Annotated in this window: 16 protein-coding genes; all 16 read left to right on the forward strand. The window is 57.8% G+C overall.

What is annotated here, in order from left to right:
• The first annotated feature begins 175 nt into the window (after positions 1–175).
• Positions 176–1732 (forward strand): type VI secretion system protein TssA, encoded by a 1557-nt coding sequence (gene tssA / locus F6R97_RS15235; protein WP_315866764.1) that lies wholly within the window; start codon positions 176–178, stop codon positions 1730–1732.
• Between the two features lie 32 nt (positions 1733–1764).
• A complete protein-coding gene (gene tssB, locus F6R97_RS15240) occupies positions 1765–2268 on the forward strand; it encodes a type VI secretion system contractile sheath small subunit (protein WP_027926311.1) in 504 nt (167 codons plus the stop codon).
• Positions 2269–2296: 28 nt separating this feature from the next.
• Positions 2297–3772 (forward strand): type VI secretion system contractile sheath large subunit, encoded by a 1476-nt coding sequence (gene tssC, locus F6R97_RS15245; protein ID WP_008007668.1) that lies wholly within the window; start codon positions 2297–2299, stop codon positions 3770–3772.
• A gap of 14 nt (positions 3773–3786) precedes the next feature.
• Entirely contained in the window at positions 3787–4194 is a 408-nt protein-coding gene (gene tssE / locus F6R97_RS15250; RefSeq protein WP_007934529.1) for a type VI secretion system baseplate subunit TssE, read from the forward strand.
• 34 nt (positions 4195–4228) lie between these two features.
• Entirely contained in the window at positions 4229–4606 is a 378-nt protein-coding gene (locus F6R97_RS15255) for a hypothetical protein (protein ID WP_315866765.1), read from the forward strand.
• A gap of 43 nt (positions 4607–4649) precedes the next feature.
• Positions 4650–5174, forward strand: a complete 525-nt coding sequence (locus F6R97_RS15260) for a PAAR domain-containing protein (protein WP_048396239.1) — start codon at positions 4650–4652, stop codon at positions 5172–5174.
• 61 nt (positions 5175–5235) lie between these two features.
• Positions 5236–6204, forward strand: coding sequence for a DUF6402 family protein (locus F6R97_RS15265; protein WP_048396413.1), 969 nt, complete (start codon positions 5236–5238; stop codon positions 6202–6204).
• Positions 6201–6614, forward strand: coding sequence for a hypothetical protein (locus tag F6R97_RS15270; RefSeq protein WP_048396240.1), 414 nt, complete (start codon positions 6201–6203; stop codon positions 6612–6614). Before F6R97_RS15265 ends, F6R97_RS15270 begins: the two co-directional genes overlap by 4 nt.
• A gap of 165 nt (positions 6615–6779) precedes the next feature.
• On the forward strand, positions 6780–7157 hold the full coding sequence (locus F6R97_RS15275) for a hypothetical protein (protein WP_315866766.1): 378 nt from the start codon (positions 6780–6782) through the stop codon (positions 7155–7157).
• The gene (locus F6R97_RS15280; protein ID WP_038980671.1) at positions 7150–7545 is read left to right on the forward strand and encodes a hypothetical protein; all 396 of its coding nucleotides are present in this window, start codon (positions 7150–7152) and stop codon (positions 7543–7545) included. The genes F6R97_RS15275 and F6R97_RS15280 overlap by 8 nt, the downstream gene beginning before the upstream one ends.
• Positions 7546–7674: 129 nt before the next feature.
• Positions 7675–7896 (forward strand): hypothetical protein, encoded by a 222-nt coding sequence (locus F6R97_RS15285; protein ID WP_038980673.1) that lies wholly within the window; start codon positions 7675–7677, stop codon positions 7894–7896.
• On the forward strand, positions 7893–8315 hold the full coding sequence (locus F6R97_RS15290; RefSeq protein ID WP_048396243.1) for a hypothetical protein: 423 nt from the start codon (positions 7893–7895) through the stop codon (positions 8313–8315). Before F6R97_RS15285 ends, F6R97_RS15290 begins: the two co-directional genes overlap by 4 nt.
• Complete coding sequence (locus F6R97_RS15295; protein ID WP_315866767.1) at positions 8308–8736, forward strand: hypothetical protein; 429 nt, start codon at positions 8308–8310, stop codon at positions 8734–8736. Before F6R97_RS15290 ends, F6R97_RS15295 begins: the two co-directional genes overlap by 8 nt.
• 24 nt (positions 8737–8760) lie before the next feature.
• On the forward strand, positions 8761–10548 hold the full coding sequence (tssF, locus tag F6R97_RS15300; protein ID WP_315866768.1) for a type VI secretion system baseplate subunit TssF: 1788 nt from the start codon (positions 8761–8763) through the stop codon (positions 10546–10548).
• Positions 10512–11519, forward strand: coding sequence for a type VI secretion system baseplate subunit TssG (tssG, locus tag F6R97_RS15305; protein WP_038980679.1), 1008 nt, complete (start codon positions 10512–10514; stop codon positions 11517–11519). Before tssF ends, tssG begins: the two co-directional genes overlap by 37 nt.
• A 4-nt stretch (positions 11520–11523) precedes the next feature.
• Positions 11524–14181: a type VI secretion system ATPase TssH gene (gene tssH, locus F6R97_RS15310; RefSeq protein WP_315866769.1), complete on the forward strand. Its 2658-nt coding sequence runs from the start codon at positions 11524–11526 to the stop codon at positions 14179–14181.

The following is a 14181-nucleotide window of genomic DNA, read 5'->3' on the forward strand; positions in this document are numbered from 1 at the left end:
AGACGCAGTTTTATTGTTTTATCGGATGCTTGCTAATGGCCATCATTATGATTAGGATGCGCGCCTTGAAAGAGCGCGAACTCAATTGGATGAGACTCATCGCAGCTCTTTGATACTGTCCAGCGCCATTTCAACTCCAATGGCCGAAGACTGTAATCCTAATTAAAGGTCACGGATGTCCTACTCAAGCAAACTTTCCGCCCATTACCTTGAACTCGCAAAAGCCTCTGTTTCCAAAGAGAATTTCGCGGGCGAGGATGTTCGCTTTTCGAGCGAATATGAGGCGTTGGAAAGCGAGTTGGGTAAAGCCTCGTCCATGCACGAAAGCGGTCAGATCGACTGGCTGAAAATCCGCGAAAACAGCGAAAACCTGCTGCGCACACAATCCAAGGATTTGCGTGTTGGCGCGTGGTTGACCTGGGCGCTGTACCAGCGTGAATCCTTCCAGGGACTGCTGGCCGGCGTCGGTTTGTTGCACCATCTCTGTGAAAACCATTGGGCCGAGGTTCACCCGAACAAGGCCCGCACTCGCTCCGCTGCCATCAGTTGGTTGGTGCCGCGTCTTGAGCAGGTGCTGACCGAAAACGTCGCGATCAAAGAGCAGTTGCCGATGTTCCGGCGGCTGGTCGAACACCTTGAAGGCCTCGATGCCGCGTGCACCGAGCACCTGGGCGATGACGCGCCGTTGCTGCTGCCGATCTCCCGTCGCTTGAAAAACATGGTCCAGCGCGCCGCCGACAACCAGCCGGAGCCCGGTGTGGTGGGCGCCGCGGTGGCGCAGGTCAAGCAGGCCGCGACTCAGCTGTTCACCCCCGGCGCACCGATCGATAACGAGAAAGAAGCCCACAAGGCCCTGCGTGCCCAGCAGGAAAACGCCCGTCCGCTGTGTGCCTGGTGGCTCAAGCAGAAGGCTACTGATCTGCGCGCCTTGCGCCTCAATCGCACGCTGTTGTGGCTGCCCATCGACGCGGTGCCCGAGCGCAACGCAGAACAGATCACCGTTCTGCGTGGCTTGCCGGCGGACAAACTCAAGGCCTATCAGGACCGCTACGATCAGGGCAAATACGCTGATCTGCTGGTAGAGCTGGAGGCGAGCCTGGCGAAGGCGCCGTTCTGGTTCGATGGCCAGCGAATGGTCTGGGAATGCCTTCAGGGGCTGAACGCCGAGATGGCAATGCGCGAAGTGGAAATCCACTTCGCGCTTTTGGTTCAGCGTCTGCCCGGCATCATCGAATTGCGTTTCCATGACGGCGCGCCGTTCGCCGATCCGGCCACCCGCGCCTGGATCGGCGCCAACGTCATGCCGCACCTGCAAAGCGCCAGTGCGCCGCGCAAGGTCGAAGTCGCCGATACCCAGCCGGCCTGGGAACTGGCCCTGGAAGAAGTCTTGCCGATTCTGCGCAAGGACGGCCTCAAGGCCGCCGTGCAGATTCTCAAGCAGGGCCTGCAAAGTGCCCAGGGCGGGCGGGTCCGATTCTTCTGGCAGTTCGCCCTCGCACGGCTGTGCTTCATGGCCAAGAAATACGAACTGGCCAAGACCCAACTCGAAACCCTCGACCAAACATTACAGGACTCAGGCCTGCACGCCTGGGAGCCCGATCTTGCGCTGGAAGTGCTGCATTTGCTGCATAGCTGCTGCGAGTTGTTACCGCAGAACCATGCAGTGCGTGAACGCAAGGAAGAGATTTATCGCAGGCTGTGCCACCTCGATCTCGAAGTGGTACTCGAATAGGCCCCAGGGCCACAACCGCAAGGAGAAAAGCCATGGCCAAAGAAGGCTCGGTAGCCCCCAAGGAACGCATCAACGTCACCTTCAAACCCGCCACCGGCGGTGCTCAGGAAGAGATTGAACTGCCGCTGAAACTACTGGCAATCGGTGACTACACCCACCGCAAGGACGAACGCAAAGTCGAAGATCGCAAGCCGATCAGCATCGACAAAATGACGTTCGACGAAGTGCTGGCCAAGCAAGAGCTGAGCCTGACGCTGAGCGTGCCGAACCGTCTTCAGGAAGAAAGTGACACTGAAGAACTGGCTGTGAAACTGCGCGTCAACTCGATGAAGGACTTCAACCCGGCCTCGCTGGTCGAGCAAGTGCCTGAGCTGAAAAAACTGATGGAACTGCGCGACGCGCTGGTGGCCCTCAAAGGCCCGCTGGGTAACGCGCCTGCGTTCCGCAAAGCCATCGAAGGCGTGCTCGCCGACGACGAATCCCGCGGTCGCGTACTGGGTGAACTGGGCCTGAACGCCGCAGCCCAGGACGCCTGAGCCCCTATCAGCCAAGGAAGCCAACACAATGAGCACTAGCGCAGCACAGCAAAAGAGCAACGAGAACGGCGAATACAGCATTCTCGACAGCATCATCGCCGAAACCCGCCTGACCCCGGACGACGAAGCCTACGACATCGCCAAGCGCGGTGTGTCGGCGTTCATCGAAGAACTGCTCAAGCCGCAGAACAACGGCGAGCCGGTCAAGAAAGCCATGGTTGACCGCATGATCGCCGAGATCGATGCCAAGCTCAGCCGTCAGATGGACGAAATCCTCCACCACCCGGACTTCCAGTCCCTGGAATCGTCGTGGCGTGGCCTGCAGTTGCTGGTCGACCGCACCAACTTCCGCGAAAACATCAAGATCGAAATCCTCAACGTCTCCAAAGACGACCTGCTGGACGACTTCGAAGATTCGCCGGAAGTGATGCAGTCGGGCCTGTACAAGCACATCTACACCGCTGAATACGGTCAGTTCGGTGGTCAGCCAGTCGGCGCGATCATCGCCAACTACTTCATGTCCCCAAGCTCGCCGGACGTGAAACTGATGCAGTACGTGTCTAGCGTTGCGTGCATGTCGCACGCGCCGTTCATTGCTGCCGCCGGCCCGAAATTCTTCGGCCTGGAAAGCTTCACCGGTCTGCCGGACCTGAAAGATCTGAAAGATCACTTCGAAGGCCCGCAATTCGCCAAATGGCAGAGCTTCCGTCAGTCGGAAGACTCTCGTTACGTTGGCCTGACCGTGCCGCGTTTCCTGCTGCGTAACCCGTACGATCCGGAAGAAAACCCGGTCAAATCGTTCGTGTACAAAGAAACCGTCGCCAACAGCCACGAGCACTACCTGTGGGGCAACACGGCCTACGCGTTCGGCACCAAACTGACCGACAGCTTCGCCAAATTCCGCTGGTGCCCGAACATCATCGGCCCACAAAGCGGTGGCGCGGTTGAAGACCTGCCGTTGCACCACTTCGAAAGCATGGGCGAAATCGAAACCAAGATCCCGACCGAAGTACTGGTCAGCGACCGTCGTGAATACGAACTGGCCGAGGAAGGTTTCATCTCCCTGACCATGCGCAAAGGCTCCGATAACGCGGCGTTCTTCTCCGCAAGCTCGGTGCAGAAGCCGAAGTTCTTCGGCATCAGCGCTGAAGGCAAGGCCGCAGAGCTGAACTACAAGCTCGGCACCCAACTGCCGTACATGATGATCGTCAACCGCCTGGCTCACTACTTGAAAGTGCTGCAGCGCGAGCAACTCGGTTCGTGGAAAGAACGTACCGACCTCGAGCTGGAACTCAACAAGTGGATCCGCCAGTACGTGGCCGACCAGGAAAACCCAAGCGCCGAAGTCCGTGGCCGTCGTCCACTGCGTGCAGCCCAGATCATCGTCAGCGATGTTGAAGGCGAGCCTGGCTGGTACCGCGTCAGCCTGAACGTGCGCCCGCACTTCAAGTACATGGGTGCCGATTTCACCCTGTCGCTGGTTGGCAAGCTGGACAAAGAGTAAGCGGAGCCTAACTCATGACTGGATACGGCAGCCTTTTCGAACGCCTGGGTGGCGACGCGGACAAACGCGTCGGCTGGAGCCGCGAGGTTTCCGCCATGGCGTCCGTGGCTGCCCATCTGGCCAAGATGCTCAGCACCCGTGCGGGCAGCGTGCAAACGCTGTCCGATTACGGGCTACCCGATCTCAATGACATGCGCCTGAGCCTGCACGACTCCCTGAGTCAGGCCCGCCTGGCCATCGAAAGCTTCATCGAAGCCTACGAACCACGCCTGAGCAACGTGCGTGTCATCTCCCTGCCGCGTGACAACGATCAGCTTCGCCTGTCCTTCAGCATCGAAGGCCTGCTGGAAGTTGATGGTTTCAAGCGCCAGGTCAGTTTCGCCGCGCGCCTGGATGGCAGCGGTCAAGTGAAGGTGAACTAGGGATATGCGATTGAGGGTTCCAAGTACGTTGGCAATGATCGTGCGCCGCGCTTTGCTGCTGATCGCCCTGACTGCCTCTGCCCTGATGTTGGCTGCCTGCTACATGAAAGTGACGGCTTCAAGGCTCGCTCACGTGTACTCCACAGTCTGGAACGAGCCTGGGACTTGTTACATCAATTCCTACATTCCGCAGTATTCGGCTCTGGGCATCCCCGGAAAGATCTTCCGTCTTTTCACCAGTGAAGCCTTTTTCAGGGTGTACGCAAAAGACGGCACGTTGTTGAAGTCGTCTGAATGGTTGATTTGGCAGAACGAATTCACGACGGATGAACGGGCGCAATGGGTAAACGCTCATGCGATCTATCCCACAGCGACGGGTTACGAGGGCTGGAAAATTCCAGTGTGTGGTTGAGCAATGAACAGTCATCAAGCCAAGGTCAATTAAGGAGAGCCCCATGTCAGGAAAACCCGCAGCACGCGTCACCGACCCCACCGCTTGCCCGCTCCCCGGCCACGGCACCAACCCGATCGTCGCCGGGTCCGGCGACGTGTTCTTCGACGGCCTCGCAGCTGCCAGCCAAGGCGATGCCTCGGCGTGCGGTGGCGCGTTGGTTGGCGACCTTGCGACGACCGTTTTGATCAATGGTAAGTCGGCGGCAACGGTGGGTTCTGTTGGTACTCATGGCAATAAGGTTACGGCTGGGTCTTCGACGGTGATTATCGGGAATTCGCATACGCCGGTGCCGTTTGTTCCGCCGTTGCCGGTGGAGATTCAGTGGCCGTTTAACGAGCACTTTGTGATCAATTGCCAAGAGAGCGGAAAGCCGCTCGCCGGGGTGGAGTACACGCTTAAAACGGCCTCGGGGAAGATCATTAGCGGTGTGACGGGAGCGGACGGCAAAACACAAAGAGTCTTCTCGGCTACTGCGGAGGCGGTTGAGTTGGTCATTGAGCCTCAAACCAGAGTTGTACTCGCTTAGTTATTTGCTTTCACCGCCAGTGACAATCGGATCCTGGAGTAACTGTTAGAGGGATATGGAAATGGCAGCAACAACAGTGGCAACGACCATGACTCCGGCAAGTAATAAAGTCGGACAGTCTGCGACTGCGCGTCAGTTCAAGATCACTGATATTCCAGATACGATGAAAAAAATGAAATGGCCAGTTGCCGCAGACCTTATGAACCATTGGTTCAATGGTAAGCCATGGCCGACTGATGAAGGCGGGATGGATGATGAAGTAAAGAAGCATGATGTTTTCGCGCCCAAGGAATACATAGAAGAATCCATCGTTAAAATGAGTTGGGTTTCCGGTTTTGAACGTGCAAATTCTGCGATAAAGCATTTGAGGGAGACTTGGAATAGTCCAGCTGGAGTCACTCTGATCAAAAGCAGGCTCCGTCGAGCGTTTTCCGGTAAAGCCTCTGGGTGTTATCCGGTTGCGTTTAATGGTGTTGCCAGTGCTGCTGAGAAATTTGGTTATTCAAATAACAAAGTAGTCGAGTTTGAGCAGGCAGGCTCTGATGAGGTGAATGAGCTTCGAGCGGCACTGGCTAACTTCAACATGCGAGCTATTGCTGAAGGTGTAGTCGTTGTAACGGATAAGAGTATCGTGTTTACCCCGTCGCAATTGGGCTTTTATATCGAGGATTCCTACGATTTCAACGATGGAGTAGCTCTGTTCAGTCAGATTCTTGGCTACTGGAATTTCGATAAGTTAGTGACGGACCCCGTTGAGGGAGCAAAAGCTAACGCGAAACTGGCTGCCCAAATGAATGCCGTTATGGCGGAGTCGCAATATCAGGGTGTGAGAGGACAGCAAAGCACACAGCAAAAAGATGAGGCCGTACGTCGATATCGAGAGCTCGAAGGCAAACACTACATGCTCGTTCAAAACAGTGACTTTCGAGACTATCGTGATCTGAATAAGAAGGGCGGCGATTTTCGCGTGTATTCGGACATTATGTACGAACCCGTAACGTCTGCACTTATTGAGATATCTGCTAAATGAAGATCGGACATAAGTACGCCATAAGCTTGGCTGTCTTGTTGTGTAGCTTGTTGATTGCTATTGCAATAATTGTGGTTGAGGTTTTAGGTCGTGCGCCAGACTATTCGAAAAAAAGTCCGTCTGGCCAATATCTTATCGAGTCTGTTCCTGCAAGCTCGCTTTTGACCCCGCGAGACTTTGTCTATCTGCGATTCACCGATTTAAACAACCCCAGTCAGGTTTACCGTACACCTCTTTTTTCCGAGTTGGAGTTGGATATGCGCGCCGACGAAGATGAAAAAACAGTGGGTGTTGTATTTATAGAATTTGATAAGTCGAGCAAGGCTTTTACGTTGGGGCTTTCTAGCCCGAAAAAGCATTGGTTGAATTTTTTTATCAGCAATACACCTTACAGGGTTCTGGAAAATTGAGCTGGGTTCAGTGATCGGGATGCTCTTTGCAAGAGCACGAAAAAAAAGAACGAAAAAGTGGGCTGTCCCTAATATTTTATATGGGAAGCATGATTTGAAAGTTATTGTTGGAGCTGAGATGACTCGCCTCTTGCGTCCCCATCCGTTCGCCCGGACTGTGTCGAAATGATCTGGCTACAGCGCTTCCTGATGGCGATGGGTGCGCTCGCCTGCGTGGCGCTCGTGGTGATCGTTTCCTACATGGACTTTTCGAAAGATCGGCATCGCGTGTTGAGCGAGTACCCGAATGCGAAGTGGCGTGGCGGTGCTGAGGGTGGCCAGTTCGTCGAAATCACCAAATCTGAACGGCCCTATTATTTCGTTCAGATCAGAAATGATGATGGATCATTGTGGGATCAAGGTTGGCTGAAATCTGGAGAAGAAAACAGTGAGCCATTCACTGTCGATAACGTGATGTTCTTCGCCGGCGAGGGCGTTATTTATCTTCAGCAACGCCAGATTCTGAGTGCCGATAGAGCCATGACCGGAGCTGAGCATGAATAGCCGTCGAGTCATCGGTCTGATCGTGCATGCGCTGGCCTGCGTGCTCTACATCGTGCTCAATAACTTTGCAGTGCCTATCTACAAACAGCTCGTCGGCGGCCTGACCTCACGTGGCGTGGCCATCGGCATGGGCATGTACCTGGTTTTTTACTTTTTTGTTTTCCTCAATGTTGCTCTGGTCTTAATCAATCGCCTGGCCATCAAGTTTGGCGTGACGGTCTTCATGATGCTGGCGATCCTGTTTTACCTGCTACCGCAATACCCCGTTCGCGCCATGGCGTATTGCGCGTTGGCGGGTGGTTTGACGCTGTTGGCGATTGTGCTGAGCCATGTCATGAACGCAGCCTTTGTCCGCTTGCGCGGGAAACAGGGAGCGGCCCAGTCGTGATGCGCAACCGTCGAACAATATCGCCCGTTGCGTTGATTGCGATCCCTGATCGGCGCGACCGTGCTCCGTCAAACGCGAACGCGAGGATCTTCAGCGCAGTTGGACCCTCAAGGATGGAGCCTTTTGCCCATGATTGACGTATCAGACGAGATGCGCATGTACCTGATGTTCATCGCCGACAGCAATTTGTTCGGCGGCATCGCGATCGTAAGTTTTCTGCTGATTGTTACGGCAATCAGCAAGCGACTGCGCCAGTCATGGCTGCATTGCGCGCTGACTTTCATGGTCCTGATTTCGTTGGTGGCCATCGAAATCGCCGGCAGTTGCTACTCATCGGTGCCTCCCGCATGAACATGCCGACGCGCATCATCTGCTGCCTGTTGATCCACAGTGTTTTCTGTGTGGGTTACACGTTTCTGAATAACTTCGCGGCCGACTGGTACATCTCGACCTACGGCGGTTTGACCTCCCGTGGCGTGAACATTCGTCTTACCAGCAAATTCCTCTACGAGTTTTTTCTCGTCTTCAACGCGGTGCTGGCGCTGATTCCTGTGCTACGTGTGAAGTTGATCCTGTGGGCGATCTGGGTGGGGCTGATTCTTTTGTGGATGCTGCCGGATCATCCGCTGCGGGCGCTGCTCTATGGCATTGGCCAAGGGACATTCACCTTGACGGCGATCCTTCTCAGCACAGGGCTGGATAGCTGGTACAAGCGCAAATTTGCAGGCGCCAAAGCCTCGAAGCTCGCGTCGGGGGCCGACCATGCTTAGCCGCGCGCAACTGAGTTTCTTCATGGTCGCCTTGTGGTGGCCATTGCTTGCTGTACTGACGATCTCTTCCTATCAGTTGTGGATTGGCGAGTACACGACGTACGACTCATCCCACACCCATTGGGAGTACCTGTTGTTGTGGGGCATTCCTGGGCTTTTGGGATTTTCGCTGTGGATGTCCCGATCCGCGAAGAGCCGAAACGAGCAACAAGCGCTGCGAATGGTCTGGTGGGCGCCGGTGAAGTTCATCCCTTTTTACATCGTGCCATGGGTGATTTATGGCGTGTGTTGTTTGATCGCCGGGCAGTCTCAGGACGCTTACATGGCGTTCGGCTCGATCATGCTTGTGCCTTATCTCCTGATCGGCGGTTACGTGTGTGCCGGCCTGACGGTCGCGCTCTACAGGACAATTTTTTCATGAGTTTCACTACCAGGCAGGTAACCCGTGTCCTTTAACCACTACTACCAAAGCGAACTCACCGCACTTCGCCAGTTAGGTCGTCGTTTCGCCGAGCGTAGCCCGGCGTTGGCGCCTTTCCTTGGGCAGGCCGGGCGGGATCCGGATGTGGAGCGGTTGCTGGAGGGCTTTGCCTTTCTGACCGGTCGCCTGCGCCAGAAGCTCGACGACGAGTTGCCGGAACTCAGCCATTCGCTGATGCAGTTGCTGTGGCCGAACTACATGCGGCCGCTGCCGGCATTCAGCATTTTGCAGTTCGACCCGTTGAAGCGTTCCGGGCCTGCGTTGAAGGTCGAGCGTGATACACCGGTGGAGAGTGTGCCGGTCGATGACGTGCGTTGCCGCTTTCGCACGTGCTACCCGACTGAAGTTCAGGCACTGGATCTGGCGGCGTTGACCTACTCGGTGAAGGGCGACGGTTCGCTGTTGAGTCTGCGCCTGGAGATGAGCGCGGATGGTCACTTGGGTGAGTTGGAGCTGAGTCGCCTGCGTCTGCACTTCGCCGGTGAGCGCTACATCAGCCAGATGCTTTACCTGAGCCTGTTGCGCAATCTCGAAGGCATTGAGTTGATTCCGCTGGACGGCGCCGGCAAGCCCATCAACGGTGTGAACGGCCAGCCGATGGCGTTCAAGATGCCTGGCGACCGCGTGCAGCCGGTGGGGTTTGCCGAGGAAGAAGCGTTGATTCCGTATCCGCTGAACACCTTCCGCGGCTATCGCTACCTCCAGGAATACTTCGCCTTCCAGGACAAATTCCTGTTCGTCGATGTCAACGGTCTGGATCTACTCAAGGCGCTGCCGGAAGACACGTTGAAGCAGATGCGCGGCCTGGAGTTGCGCTTCGATATTCGCAAGAGCGGCATCATGCGTATGCGTCCGACCCTGGACAACGTGAAGCTCTACTGCACGCCGATCGTCAACCTGTTCGAGCACGATGCGCTGCCGATTCGCCTCGATGGCAAGCAGGACGAATACCTGCTGTTGCCGGCCGAATACGACCTGGAAAACTGCGGCGTGTTTTCGGTGGAAACCGTGACCGGCTGGAAGCCCGGCGGCCTCGGTTATCAGGAGTACGTGCCGTTCGAATCCTTCGAGCACGACCCGAGTTTCGACGTGCCCACCAGCCGTCCGCATTACAGCATCCGCCAGCGTTCGTCCTTGCTGCACGACGGCCTCGACACCTACCTGAGCTTCGGCATCCGCCATACCGAAGCCCACGAAACCCTGTCGATCGAGCTGATGTGCACCAACCAGAACCTGCCGCGCAAGCTCAAGCTCGGCGACATCTGCATGGCCTGTGAAGAGACGCCGGAGTTTTTGAGTTTCCGCAACATCACCCCGGCCACTTCGAGTTTCGCGCCGCCGCTGAACCGTGACTTCCTCTGGAAGCTGATCAGCAACATGTCGCTTAACTACCTGTCGCTGGCCGACGTCAATGCGTTGAAGGTGATTCTCGAAACCTACGACCTGCCGCGCTACTACGACCAACACGCGGAAAAAGTCAGCAAACGCCTGCTCGGCGGCCTCAAGCACATCAAGCACCACCACGTTGACCGCTTGCACCGTGGCTTGCCGGTGCGCGGCTTGCGCACCGAGCTGACCATCGACCCGGAAGGGTATATCGGCGAGGGCGACCTGTTCGTGTTCGCTTCGGTTCTTAACGAGTTTTTCGCGCTTTACGCCAGTCTCAATTCGTTCCACGAGCTGCGGGTAAAAAGCACACAGGGAGAGGTGTACCAATGGACACCACGTATGGGCCTGCAGCCCCTGCTTTAAGCGGGCTGACCCGGGTAATACGCGAGTACTCGCTGTTTCAGGCCGTGCTGCTGGTCATTGACCGGCTGCGCGATGCACACCCGCACCTGAGCGAAGATGACCTGTACGACCAGCTGGAATTCCAGGCCAACCCGAGCCTGGGTTTCCCTGGCAGCGACGTTGATCGCGTGGAGTTTTTCAAAGAGCACGGGCAGATGCGTGCGCGTCTGCGTTTCAACCTGATTGGCCTGGTCGGTTCCGGTTCGCCGCTGCCGGCGTTCTATGGCGAACAGGCCCTGGGTGACAGCGAAGACGGCAATCCGACCCGCAACTTCCTCGACCTGTTCCACCATCGCCTGCAACGGCTGATGCTGCCGATCTGGAAAAAATACCGCTACCGCGCCAGTTTCCAGAGCGGGGCGCTCGACCCGTTTTCGGCGCAGCTGTTTGCGTTGATCGGCCTCGGTGGCGAAGAGATCCGCAGGGCCCAGGAACTGAACTGGAAACGCCTGCTGCCGTACCTCGGTTTGCTCAGCTTGCGGGCGCACTCGGCGGCGCTGATCGAAGCGGTGCTGCGTTACTACTTCAAGCACGCCGAACTGACCATCGAGCAATGCATCGAGCGCCGCGTCGAAATCCTCGACGAGCAGCGCAATCGCCTGGGCCGCGCCAACAGCCTGCTCGGCGAAGACCTGGTGCTGGGCGAACACGTGCGCGATCGCAGCGGCAAATTCCGCATTCACATCCGCGAGCTCGACTGGCAACGCTTCCACGAATTCCTGCCGATCGGTTTCGGCTATCAGCCGCTGTGCGCGCTGGTGCGGTTCACCTTGCGTGACCCGCTCGATTACGACATTCGCCTGGTGTTGCGCCAGGAAGAAATCCGCGAACTGCGCATCGGTGAGCAGAACGCCTGTCGCCTGGGGTGGACCAGTTGGCTGGGCCGCGAAAAAGCGGACGGCGTGGTGACCTTGGGCAGCAAAATTCATTAAGGACGTGAGCATGATCAACGTAGACCTGCAACAACTCATCCAGGCGCTGGACGCCGAAACCCGCCGTGATCTGGAGCGTTCGGCCGAGCGTTGCGTCGCCCGTGGCGGCAGCAAGATCCTCGTCGAGGACTTGATGCTCGGCCTGCTGGAGCGTCCGAACGGCTTACTCGCACGCGCGTTGCAGGACGCCGATGTGGATGCCGGCGAACTGAGCGCCGCGCTGCAATCGCGGGTCGAGCACAGCGCTTCGCGCAACCCGGTGTTCGCCCCGGAGCTGGTGCAGTGGCTGCAAGATGCGCTGCTGGTGGCCAACCTCGAACTGGGTCAGACCCAGGTTGAAGACGCTGCGCTGATCCTCGCTCTGCTGCGCAATCCGATGCGCTACGCCGGCAGTCGCTATCAGCCGCTGCTCGCCAAGCTGAACATCGATCGCCTGAAAGAATTTGCCCTGTCGCAACAGGAGCAACCGGCGGCTAACGGCAAACCGGCGGCGCAGGGCGAATCGCTGTTGCAGCGCTTCACCCACAACCTGACCCAACAGGCCCGCGACGGCAAACTCGACCCGGTGCTGTGCCGTGATGGCGCGATCCGTCAGATGGTCGACATCCTCGCCCGTCGCCGCAAGAACAACCCGATCGTGGTCGGTGAAGCCGGCGTCGGCAAAACCGCCATCGTCGAAGGCCTGGCGTCGCGCATCGCAGCCGGTGAAGTGCCACAGGTACTCAAAGGCGTCGAGTTGCTGTCGCTGGACATGGGCCTGTTGCAGGCTGGCGCCAGCGTCAAAGGTGAATTCGAACGTCGCCTCAAAGGCGTGATCGACGAAGTCAAAGCCTCGCCAAAACCGATCATTCTGTTTATCGACGAAGCTCACACCCTGATCGGCGCAGGCGGCAATGCCGGTGGTTCCGACGCGGCCAACTTGCTGAAACCGGCCCTGGCCCGTGGCGAGTTGCGCACCATCGCCGCCACCACGTGGGCGGAGTACAAAAAATACTTCGAGAAAGACCCGGCCCTGGCCCGTCGTTTCCAGCCGGTGCAACTGCACGAACCGACCGTCAGCGAAGCGGTGACCATCCTGCGTGGCCTGGCTCAGGTTTACGAGAAGAGCCACGGCATCTACCTGCGCGATGACGCAGTAGTTGCAGCGGCCGAGTTGTCTGCCCGTTACCTGGCAGGCCGTCAGCTACCGGACAAAGCCGTCGACGTGCTCGACACCGCGTGCGCCCGAGTACGCATTAGCCTCGCCGCCGCCCCGGAAAGCCTGGAACGCCTGCGTGGTGAACTGGCCGAAGGTGGCCGTCAGCGTCAGGCCCTGCGTCGTGACGCCGAGGCCGGTCTGCTGATCGATCATGAAGCACTGGATGCTCTGGAAGATCGCCTGGCCAACGCCGAAGACGAAATGGTCGCTCTGGAAACCCTCTGGACCGAACAAAAAGCACTGGCCGAGCGTCTGCTGGACCTGCGTCAGCAATTGGCCAAGGCCCGTGAAGCCGCTGCCGTCGAACCGACCATCACGGTTGAAGAAGACGCTGAAGGCACCGTGATTGAAACCCTGCCAGTAGACGAAGCACAAAGCGTCGCGTCCCTGGAAACTGCGCTGAACGAAACCCACCGTTCCCTGACCGAGTTGCAAGTCAAAGAGCGCCTGGTGAGCTTCGAAGTCTGCCCGCGTCTGGTAGCCGAAGTCATCAGCGCCTGGACCGGCGTGCCATTGGCCCAACTGGCTCGGGAACACAATGCCAAGGTCGCGAGCTTCGCCACCGACCTGCGCACGCGCATCCGTGGTCAGGAACAAGCGGTTCATGCACTGGACCGTTCGATGCGCGCCACTGCTGCAGGCTTGAACAAGCCTGATGCACCGGTCGGCGTGTTCCTGCTGGTTGGTCCAAGCGGTGTCGGCAAGACCGAAACCGCCCTGGCCCTGGCCGACTTGCTCTACGGCGGTGATCGCTTCATCACCACTATCAACATGTCCGAGTTCCAGGAGAAGCACACCGTCTCCCGTCTGATCGGTGCGCCACCGGGCTACGTCGGTTACGGCGAGGGCGGCATGCTCACCGAAGCCGTGCGCCAGAAGCCGTACTCCGTGGTGTTGCTCGATGAAGTCGAGAAAGCAGACCCGGACGTGCTCAACCTGTTCTACCAAATCTTCGACAAAGGCGTGGCCAACGATGGGGAAGGGCGCGAGATCGACTTCCGCAACACGCTGATCCTGATGACCTCGAACCTGGGCAGCGACCGCATCAGCGAACTCTGCGAAAACGGCGCGCGCCCTACCGCCGAAGTGCTGGAAGAGACTATTCGCCCGGTACTCAGCAAACACTTCAAACCGGCGCTGTTGGCGCGCATGCGCGTGGTGCCTTATTACCCGGTCGGTGGCCCGGTGCTACGCGAGCTGATCGAAATCAAACTGGGTCGTTTGGGCGAGCGCCTGAACCGTCGTCAGCTGGATTTCACCTACTCCCAGGACCTCGTCGATCACTTGGCCGAACGCTGCACCCAAAGCGACAGCGGCGCGCGCCTGATCGACCACTTGCTCGACCTGCACGTGCTGCCGCTGGTGGCTGACCGTTTGCTCGATGCAATGGCCACCGGTGAAAACCTCAAGCGTGTGCATGCGACGCTCGACGGCGACGCCAGCGTGATGTGCGAGTTCGCCTGA

Source organism: Pseudomonas sp. JV414 (assembly GCF_032424305.1).
GTDB lineage: Bacteria > Pseudomonadota > Gammaproteobacteria > Pseudomonadales > Pseudomonadaceae > Aquipseudomonas > Aquipseudomonas lini.